General features: G+C 68.6%; 9 protein-coding genes. 3 read left to right on the top strand and 6 right to left on the bottom strand.

Going from position 1 to position 9074, the window contains the following annotated elements:
* Nucleotides 1-238: 238 nt before the first annotated feature.
* The 4 genes from D7Y11_RS39490 to D7Y11_RS39475 form a co-directional block, all read right to left on the bottom strand.
* Entirely contained in the window at nt 239-862 is a 624-nt protein-coding gene (locus D7Y11_RS39490; RefSeq protein WP_126936265.1) for a YceI family protein, read from the bottom strand.
* A gap of 93 nt (nt 863-955) precedes the next feature.
* Nucleotides 956-2377, bottom strand: a complete 1422-nt coding sequence (locus D7Y11_RS39485; RefSeq protein ID WP_233607548.1) for a hypothetical protein — start codon at nt 2375-2377, stop codon at nt 956-958.
* 116 nt (nt 2378-2493) lie between these two features.
* A complete protein-coding gene (locus D7Y11_RS39480) occupies nt 2494-3201 on the bottom strand; it encodes a TetR/AcrR family transcriptional regulator (RefSeq protein ID WP_126936264.1) in 708 nt (235 codons plus the stop codon).
* Between the two features lie 5 nt (nt 3202-3206).
* Complete coding sequence (locus D7Y11_RS39475; RefSeq protein ID WP_121753840.1) at nt 3207-3731, bottom strand: PaaI family thioesterase; 525 nt, start codon at nt 3729-3731, stop codon at nt 3207-3209.
* 80 nt (nt 3732-3811) lie between these two features.
* On the opposite strand from D7Y11_RS39475, the gene fabF reads away from it, so the two are divergent.
* From fabF to D7Y11_RS39460, 3 genes are all read left to right on the top strand, one after another.
* A complete protein-coding gene (gene fabF, locus D7Y11_RS39470; protein ID WP_126936263.1) occupies nt 3812-5062 on the top strand; it encodes a beta-ketoacyl-ACP synthase II in 1251 nt (416 codons plus the stop codon).
* A 315-nt stretch (nt 5063-5377) separates the two neighbouring features.
* On the top strand, nt 5378-6982 hold the full coding sequence (locus D7Y11_RS39465) for a short-chain fatty acyl-CoA regulator family protein (protein WP_126936262.1): 1605 nt from the start codon (nt 5378-5380) through the stop codon (nt 6980-6982).
* Nucleotide 6983: 1 nt separating this feature from the next.
* Entirely contained in the window at nt 6984-7853 is an 870-nt protein-coding gene (locus D7Y11_RS39460; RefSeq protein ID WP_126936261.1) for a tetratricopeptide repeat protein, read from the top strand.
* A gap of 35 nt (nt 7854-7888) precedes the next feature.
* On the opposite strand, the gene D7Y11_RS39455 is transcribed toward D7Y11_RS39460, so the two are convergent.
* The gene (locus D7Y11_RS39455) at nt 7889-8368 is read right to left on the bottom strand and encodes a hypothetical protein (RefSeq protein WP_233607547.1); all 480 of its coding nucleotides are present in this window, start codon (nt 8366-8368) and stop codon (nt 7889-7891) included.
* On the bottom strand, nt 8365-9072 hold the full coding sequence (locus D7Y11_RS39450; protein WP_233607546.1) for a sulfite exporter TauE/SafE family protein: 708 nt from the start codon (nt 9070-9072) through the stop codon (nt 8365-8367). The genes D7Y11_RS39455 and D7Y11_RS39450 overlap by 4 nt, the downstream gene beginning before the upstream one ends.
* Nucleotides 9073-9074: the final 2 nt, after the last annotated feature.

Raw genomic sequence — 9074 nt, 5'->3', positions numbered from 1 at the left:
GGCGGGAGCCGCGCTGTCGGCGGGCTTGTTGCTGCAGCTGGCCTCGGCGCCTTCGGCCGCGCCCGGGGACGCGGCGTGCACCTTGCTGCCCTCCGCCGCCTTGTTGGACGCACAGCCGGTGGCCAGCGCGCCGAGGGACAGGGTGCCGACGACCGCCGCAAGAGCCTTGACGTTCATGTGTTGCTTCCTTTCGTACCGCTTGGGGGTGTGACTACGGGGGAACTGACGACAACAACCGCTACGGCTTGAACTGCGTGGAGCCCCAGGCGTCGACCGTGACTTCGGCCCGCTCGCCTACCTTCAGCAGCAGCGCTTCGGTGCGCTGGATGCCGTAGGCCTCCAGGGGAATCTGGAACTTCGCGCGCACGCGCAAGAGCTCGCCCGCGGCGCGGTTCTTCGTCTCGGCCGTCTCCTGGAGGTACGTGGCCGTTACCTCCACGGGCTCCTCGCGCGTGATGCCGTGGATGGTGAAGGTGCCCTTCGTCTTGAGCACCACCGGCTTCGCGTTGGCGAGCGGCGCGGGCAGGGTCACGTCCTTGAACTCGAAGACGATGTCCGGGTGCTTCGCCGCGTCCAGCCAGCGGTCGTTCTGCAGGTGGCCGTCGCGCGTCTCGTTGCCCGTCTTGATGGACTTCACCGGCACCTGGAAGCGGCCGCTGGCCTTCTGCCCCTGCACGTCCACGCGGCCCGTCACCTGGTTGGACAGGCCGTTGATGACCTCCAGCGGCGCGTCCAGCACGAACATCACCGTGTCGCGGCTGTTCGGATCACGGAAGACGAAGTGCTTGTCGGAAGCCGCGGGCTCCGCGGCGGACGCGGACAGCGACAGGGTGGCGGCGAGCATCAGGACGCTGCGGAACATGGCGGACCTCATCTACGGATGCCGCGAACCTCGCGGATGCATGCGATACGCGACAACCGGGAATCGGTTACGCCCGCTTCTTTTTCCAGGTGTTTACCTCGCGGCATTCGGACTCCGTGCGACGTCCAGGTCCTCTCGCAACACACTGCCCGGCGCAGCATGGAGCGTGACGCCACCTGGGTCAATTCGGACGCCCAGGTTCTCCAGCAAGGGGGCCAGTTCGGAGAAGGCGGGCTTCGGCAGATGGCGGGCGAGCAGCGCGGCGAACAGCGGCTGGCCCGCGACCGTGTCCACGGCGGCTCCGAAGCTTGCGAGCGTCGCTGTGGGGCCCTGCGTGGCGAGCAACTCCAGCACGTCCTCCAGACGTGCGCGGCCGTTCGTCACGCGGCGCAGCTCCACGTCCAGGTGCAGCGCGAAGAGCGCACCGGTCCAGTAGATGCCCATGAAGTTCCGCTCTTCGGCGACGGCCTCCTTCATGGTGCGTGAGCGCGAGGCGGCCTGGCCTCGCGCGAAGCCATTCGTCAGCTCCCGCCAGGCCTGCTGGGCCGTCTGGCGTCCGGAGCGCGCTCGGGCGAGCTCCGTGTAGTAGGTGGCCAGGCCCTCGGTGAGCCAGGCCTCCCGGGGCACCAACGCTGGATGCGTCAGGTGCAGCATCTCGTGGACGGCGACCCAGTCCTTCACGAAGGACTCCACGGTGGCGTCCTGGCCCACGAGGATGGAGATGCTGGGCGGAGCGCTCCACAGGGTCATGCCGAAGACTCCGGGCGTGGCATCACCGGGCACTGGCAACACGCGCACGGTGATGCGCGGGTACGGGAAGGACTTGCGCACGGTGACCACCTCGCGCCCGGCCTGTTCGAGCCACGCGCAGATGTCCGCGTCCGTCAGGTGCGTGAAGCGGCCCAGCAGGGCGACCTCCATCACGGAGGCTCCGACATGCGCCTCGCACCGCCTGCCACCGAAGGAATGAAAGCCCGCGTCGATGAGGTCCTCGCCGCGCAGGTGGTAGACGCCGTTGTCTCCGGGGGTCCATGGCAGGAGCACGTCCGCGCCAGACACGGTGAGGTCCACGCGCATGTCGGCCGTCACGCGGCTGGGGGTCAGCAAGTAGGCCTTGCCGGCCACGTGCCAGGTGTCTGCTTCTCCCATGCCTCCGAACAGGTGCCTGCCGCCCCCTTGAGGAGGGACGGCCAGAGGGTAGTGGTAGCGGACAACACGCGTTCCCTCGGGCACGTGCACCGCGCCGTTCCTGGGGAAGAACTCGAACCGGTTGCCGCTCTCGTCCGTGGCGACCAGGGACCCCACCCGCCCCGGCTGCCGGAAGAGGAAATCGAGCGCGAACTTCCGAGGCAGGAAGACCTCCACGTTCAGGCGCGGCGTGGGGTCGTGCGTGTAGAGGATGTTGTAGCGGAGGGGCTCGGGGTCCGCCCAGGGAGCCGCGAGCGGCGCGGAGGCACATGCGCCCAGCGTGAGCGCAAGGCTCAGCAGCCACGCGCGAGCCACCCACTTCTTCAATGCGCCCACTTCATCCCCGCAGTTCAAGGTCCGCGCAGAAGGACTCCACGGTGGACCCCATGTCGTCCAGCCCGGAATGCCGACGCACCAGGAACACATGTCGGCAGGACGTCCGCTCAGAGGGGCTTCTTGCGCGCGGAGCCGACACGGCGCTTCCGGGAAGGCGCCTTCTTGCGCGAGGCAGGAACCCTCCGCGGCGCCGCGTGCGCGCGAGGCGCCTCGTTCGTGGCGCTCCCCTCCCCCTTCACCGGCGGCCCCGCGACGAGCAGCGCGCGAGCCGCATCCAGAATCTCCCCCGCCAGCGGCTGGGACGCGGTGGCCCGCGCGAGCGTCATCGCGCCGAAGCACAGTGCTACCGTGGCCAGCATCTGCTGCCGGGGCGTGGCGCCCTCGCGCGCGGGCAGGTGCGTCTGGGCCTGGCCCACCAGGTCCTCCAGCCCCTCTCCGAACGCGGCCTGCACCTCCGGCGCCGCGCGCGTCAGGTCCGATAGGAGCGACGGCATCATGCAGGTGGTATCGCCCGTGTCCCGGTTGAATTGATCCAGGTAGCGCCGCGCGAAGCGATCCAGGAACACGGGGCCCCGCGCCTCCTCCAGCCCCGCGAGCCAGGGCGTCCTGCGCGCCGTCATGAAGGCGCGCAGCGACTCCGCGAGCAGCGACTCCTTGGAGGCGAAGTGGGCGTAGAAGCCGCCCACCGTCAGGCCCGCGGCCCGCATCACCCGCTCCACGCTCGCACCGCTGAAGCCCTCCGCGCGGAACAGCTTCTCCGCCGCCGCGAGGATGCGCGCGTGCGTGGCCTGCTTGTGTTCAGCGGTGTAGCGCATCGCCCCTACTCCTTGCCGCCCGCGCCCTGCGGCCGGAACACCATGCACGTCGTCGTGCCGTGCGCGTAGAGCGTGCCCTTCTCGTCCACCAGCCGGCCCTGCGCCGTCGCCACGCGGCCGCCCAGGTGGATGACCTCGCCCTTGCAGAACAGTTGTCCCGTGTCGTGGGCAATGCCCTTCACGTAGTTCACGTGAAGCTCCAGCGTCGTGTAGCCCGCGCCCACCGGCAGCATCGTGTGGATGGCGCATCCCATGGCGGAGTCCATCAGCGTCGCGGCCAGCCCGCCGTGCACCATGCCAATGGGATTGTAGTGGTGCTCGCCCGGCTTCACCGCGAACACCACCCGGCCCTCCTCCACCTCCACGGGAGTGAAGCCCATCAGCTCCGCGATGGGCGGCCCCGGCAGCTCGCCCCGCTGGATGGCGCGCAGGTACTCCAGCCCCGACAGCTTCTTCGCCGCGGAAGCGCCCTCCTTCGGGTCCCTCCACGTCACCGTCCGCGTGCGCGGATTGTCTGCCTGCTCGCTCATCGGGGCTCCCTTTGGCTTGAACTCATGGAAGGATGGTCATAATACCATCCCGTTCAACATGCAGGGTCAAGGAGTGCGCGATGGAACAGCGGCGCGTCGTCGTGACGGGAATGGGGCTCATCAGCCCTTGTGGCATCGGCGTGGAGAAGAGCTGGGACGCGCTGGTGAACGGCCGCAGCGGCGTGGGGCCCATCACCCTGTTCGACGCGAGTGCGCTGGACTGCCGCTTCGCCGGTGAGGTGAAGGGCTTCAACCCGGAGGACTACATCGAACGGCGCGAGGTGCGCCGCATGGACCGCTTCGCGCAGTTCGCGGTGGCCGCGTCGGACATGGCGCTCGAGGACTCCGGGCTGGTCATCACCGAACAGAACGCGGAGCGCGTGGCGGCCGTCATCGGCTCCGGCATCGGCGGACTCAGCAGCCTGGAGGAGACCCACCGCAAGGCGCTGGAGAAGGGGCCGGACCGCATCAGCTCCTTCTTCATCCTCCAGATGATCATCAACATGGCGCCCGGCTACATCTCCATGCGCCACGGCATCAAGGGCCCGTCCTGGGCCACCAACTCCGCGTGCTCCACCAGCGCGCACGCCATCGGAGAAGCGATGCGCGGCATCCAGCGCGGCGAGTTCGACGTGGCCCTGGCGGGCGGCGCGGAGGCGCCCATCTCCATGCTGGGCGTGGGCGGCTTCGCCGCGATGAAGGCCCTGTCCAATCGCAACGACGCACCCCAGGCCGCGAGCCGCCCGTTCGACAAGGACCGCGACGGCTTCGTGCTCGCGGAAGGCGCGGCCATCCTCGTCCTGGAGGAGTACGAGCACGCCCGCGCCCGGGGCGCCCGCATCCTCGCGGAGCTCGTGGGCTATGGCGCCAGCTCGGACGCCTACCACGTCACCTCGCCCGCGCCCGGCCATGAAGGCGCCCAGCGCGCGATGAAGGCCTCCCTGAAGGATGCGCGGATGGCCCCCGCGGACATCGGCTACCTCAACGCGCACGGCACCTCGACGGACATCGGCGACCTGCTGGAGATGGAGGGCATCGCGAAGGTGTTCGGCGACGCGGCGAAGTCGGTCGCCATCTCCTCCACCAAGTCCATGACGGGCCACATGAACGGCGCGGCCGGCGCCGCCGAGGCCGTCATCAGCATCCTCGCCCTCACGCGAGGTGTGCTGCCCCCCACCATCAACCTGGAGAATCAGGACCCGCGCATCCCGCTGGACTGCGTGCCCAACACCGCCCGCGAGGCCCGCGTGGACGCCGTCATGAGCAACTCCTTCGGCTTCGGCGGCACCAACGTCGCGATCATCTTCCGGAGGCTCCCGGAAGCGCGGTGAGTCGCTGTAAATAATCTGCCGCTTTTTTACTGACTTTTCCCCAGTCCCGCCGCACTGCGTCAGTCAAGGGTTGACAACGCGGTGCGCCGGTGCCGCCGCCGCACACCGGATCCAGCTGAAAGCCCCATGATTACATGGGATTACGTCCCTGTAAGGCCAGGGTGGAGGCAGTCAACCCTTCGCGCGTCGCCTGCGGGACAGCGCTGCGGCGATCCGAAAACGTTGATTGCAAATCGGTAAATCGATTTGCAGAGTGGATCCAGAGACCCGGTGTCGGAGCGCGCCTCCTGACGCGGCCCGCCGGGGGTTGGAGCCATGAACAACGACAACGCGCTGAACGCGAACGTGGGGCTGAAGCTTCGAGGCCTGCGCTTGCAACGCAACATCAAGCAGGCGGACGCCGCGAAGGACCTCGGCGTCTCGCCCGCGTACCTGAACCTCATCGAGAAGGGCAAGCGCGTGATGCCCTTCCCGCTCCTGTGGAAGGCGCTGCGCTACTTCGAGCAGGACCCCGAGCAGTTCATGTCCACGCTGGGCGAGGGCCGCGTGGACGAGGCCCTGGCGAAGCTGCTGGATGAACCGCTGCTCAAGAGCCTGGACATCGACTCGGAGTCGCTCCAGTCGCTGTCCGCGGAGCCGAAGCTGGCCGGCACCGTCGCCGCGCTGTTCAACCTCTACAAGAACACGCGCACGCAGCTGGAGAACGTGCTCGCGCAGCTCAACGTGGAGGAGCGCACACGCACTCAGGGCTCCCCTTCCGGGCTGGGCAACACGCCGGGCGTGCGCTTCGACTACTCGCCCTTCGACGAGGTCAGCGACTTCCTGGAGAAGCACCGCAACTACTTCCCGGAGCTGGAGGAGCAGGCGGAAGGGCTGCGCCGCGACTTCCGCCTGGAGCAGCAGCTCACCAGCAGCAACCTCATCCGCATGCTGGAGGAGCGGTTCGACTTCAAGGTGCAGATTGAGCGCGCGGCCAGCGGCTCGTCCGTGGTGCGCCGGTTGGACCTGGACACGCGCACGCTCACGCTGTCGCCGGACCTCACGGAGCAGCCGCTGAAGTTCCAGGTGGCCGCGTCCATTGGCCTGATGGTGATGGACCGCGAGAAGCTGGTGGAGCGCATCCTGGGCGCGGGACGCATGCGGCACGGGGAGACGGAGCGCCTCATCAAGGTAAACCTGGCGAACTACTTCGCCGGCGCGTTGATGCTGCCCTACGGCGAGTTCTTCAAGGAGGTGCAGCGCACGCGCTACGACGTGGAGCTGCTCTCCAACATCTTCGGCACCACCTACGAGACGGTGGCCCACCGCATCTGCAACCTGTCCGACCCCAAGCGCCAGGGCCTGCCCTTCCACTTCCTGCGCGCGGACATCGCCGGGAACATCTCCAAGCGCTACAGCGGCACCGGCATCCGCTTCGCGTCCGGCGGCGGCTCCTGCGCGAAGTGGGCGGTGCACCTGGCGTTCCTCAACCCGTCCCAGATTACGCGCCAGTACTCCATCATGCCGGACGGCACGACGTACTTCTGCTTCGCGAAGGTGCAGCTGCAGCCGATTGAAGGCTCCATCGTGAAGGGCACGGCGTACTCCATCGGCCTGGGCACGCACGCGGAGAACGCGAAGTACCTGGCGTACGGCCTGCCCACCAACGACCTGCGCAAGGACGCCATCCCCAGCGGCATCTCCTGCCGCTTCTGCGAGCGCACGGACTGCAACCAGCGCGCGGCCGCCAGCTACCGCTTCGCGTTCGCCTTCGACGAGTACACGAAGAAGGACTGCTTCTTCTCCCCGCTGCTGGTCCACGAGAAGGAGAAGGCCGAGCGCAACGGAAACGCCGAGCCCGATGGCAACGGCGCTGAAGGGGGCGAGAAGCACGATTCGCTGGACAGGAGCGTCCGCCGCCGCAAGGTTCACGAGAACTGACATGCACCCGTCCGACAACGAACGCGCCCACATCGCAGACGCCATCCAGAAGCAGAAGAACGCGCTCGCCCCGCTGCGCATCACCGGCTCGCCCTCGGAAGTGGGCCAGGGGCTGGTGGCGCTGGCGGAGCTGTACGGGATGCTGGAGGACCACGCCGCGAGCCGCGAGCACTACGAGGAGGCCTTCGGCTTCTTCAAGACCGCGGGCAACAAGCCCGGCCAGGCCCAGGCGCTCTTCGGCCTGGGCGTGGTGAAGGCCTACTTCGAGGATCACAAGAGCGCCATCGAGCACATGGCCACCGCCGCCCTGCTCTTCAACGAGGCCCGCGACCGCGAGGGCGAGGCGCTCTCCCGCGCCTGCATCGGCGAGTCCCTGCGCGCCATGGGCGAGGTCGACGGCGCCGAGGAGAAGTACCAGGAGGCGCTCATCCTCTACCGCCAGACGCGCAACTCCGAGCGCATCGCGCGGCTGCTCCTGGACATTGGCGACCTGCGAATGGCCAAGGGCGAGTACGAGCCCGCCCGCAAGCGCTTCCTGGAGGCCGTGCCGCTGCTGGAGCAGGGCGAGGACGCGGAGGCGCTCGCGCTGGGGCACCTGCTGCTGGGCGAGTCCGAAGGCCTGCTGGGCCACCACGACAACGCGCGGCCGCACCTGCTGCGCGCGGTGGACGTGTACGGCGAGCTGCACGACCACGTCTACGAGGCCCGCGCGCGCTGGGACCTGGGGCTGTCCTGCTACTACCTCCAGGACTACGCCGCGGCCCGCGAGCAGTTCGAGGCGGTGTTGCCCATGTACGAGGACCTCAAGCAGCACGACGAGGTGGCGAAGGTGAAGAACGTCCTCGCGCACTTCGCCGCGCGCGGCGTGTAGCCCCGCGCGCGGTCTTCATTGCGTCTGACTCCGGTTCAGGCCTGGAAGCCCGCGCCCACCGCCAGCGCGAGCAACCCGATGACACCCGCGGCGATGGCGGCGTAACGCCACTCGCCGCGCAGGCCCAACAACGTCCCCGCCATCGCCAGCCGTGCCACCGGCGTCACCAGCAGCATGGACGCCGCGCCCTTGCGCAACAGGTCGATGGCCACGTGCACGGACTCGTCGCGCGGCAATAACTCCAGCCCGAGCGACGTGACGAACATGGCCCCACTGGTGATGGCCCCGGTGCGCAGCATGCGGGCAATCCATCGCTCCCCGGCGGCGAGCCTCCGGGCCCCCCGGCGCTCGCGTGGGAGCACCTCCGGCTGGGTGATGGGTTCCTGCGGGAGCTGCTCGTGGAACTCCGCATCCAACGCCACCGACGTCGCCTGCACATTGCGACGCGGGGGTCCTGCCTCCGGCACCATCATCGACGGGTGGACACCGGGTAGCTCAGGCTCCGCTTCACTCATTTCCATACGCTCGGCCACAACCCCTCCCCTCCCTTCCACAACATCTGTCCGGCCACAATCAACAGGACCGCCGCGAAGAGCTTCTTGAGCACCGCGGTCGGAGTCCTCAGCATCAACTTGCTTCCCACGGACGCGCCGCCCAGCACCCCTACGACCAACGGCGCCACGAGCCCCAGATTCAATTGGCCGCGCCACGCGTAGGCCGCGACGCTGGCGGCGCCGGTGACGCCCACCATCAGGTTGCTGGTGGCGCTGGCGACCTTGAAGGGAACGCGCATGCCGTAGGTCATCAGCGGCACCTTCAGCGGGCCACCGCCCACGCCCAGCAGCGCGGACAGCCCACCCGCCACGAAGGAACCGGAGATGCCCAGCGGGTAGTTGCCGGGCTCGTAGTTGGCCGCCGTCGCGGGCTCCTGGACGGGGCGGCGCATCAACAGCATCTGCAGCGCCACGAAGAGCGTGAAGAGGCCGAACACCACGGCCACCATCGCCTCCGCGACGAAGGCCGCCACCAGCCCCCCGACGATGGCGCCCATCACCGTCGCCAGCTCCAGGGTGAGCCCCAGCCGCAGGTCACTCAGTTTGTTCTCCACGTAGCTGGCGGCGGCGGCGCAGGAGTTGGCCACCACGCACATCAGGCTCGCGGGGACGGCCTGCTCCAGTGGGATTCCGAAACCCAACACGAGCACGGGGACCAGGACGATGC

Origin of the sequence: Corallococcus sp. AB018 (assembly GCF_003986945.1) — a bacterium.
GTDB classification, from domain to species: domain Bacteria; phylum Myxococcota; class Myxococcia; order Myxococcales; family Myxococcaceae; genus Corallococcus; species Corallococcus exiguus.
The sequence above is the reverse complement of the archived record's forward strand: the minus strand, read 5'-3'. Positions and strand labels throughout refer to the sequence as shown.

Bases quoted from the DNA above. Each gene is read 5' to 3' on its own strand.
- D7Y11_RS39490 (WP_126936265.1), bottom strand. From the start codon at position 862: ATGTTCCGCAGCGTCCTGATGCTCGCCGCCACCCTGTCGCTGTCCGCG.
- D7Y11_RS39480 (WP_126936264.1), bottom strand. From the start codon at position 3,201: ATGCGCTACACCGCTGAACACAAGCAGGCCACGCACGCGCGCATCCTC.
- D7Y11_RS39475 (WP_121753840.1), bottom strand. From the start codon at position 3,731: ATGAGCGAGCAGGCAGACAATCCGCGCACGCGGACGGTGACGTGGAGG.
- fabF (WP_126936263.1), top strand. From the start codon at position 3,812: ATGGAACAGCGGCGCGTCGTCGTGACGGGAATGGGGCTCATCAGCCCT.
- D7Y11_RS39465 (WP_126936262.1), top strand. From the start codon at position 5,378: ATGAACAACGACAACGCGCTGAACGCGAACGTGGGGCTGAAGCTTCGA.
- D7Y11_RS39460 (WP_126936261.1), top strand. From the start codon at position 6,984: ATGCACCCGTCCGACAACGAACGCGCCCACATCGCAGACGCCATCCAG.
- D7Y11_RS39455 (WP_233607547.1), bottom strand. From the start codon at position 8,368: ATGAGTGAAGCGGAGCCTGAGCTACCCGGTGTCCACCCGTCGATGATG.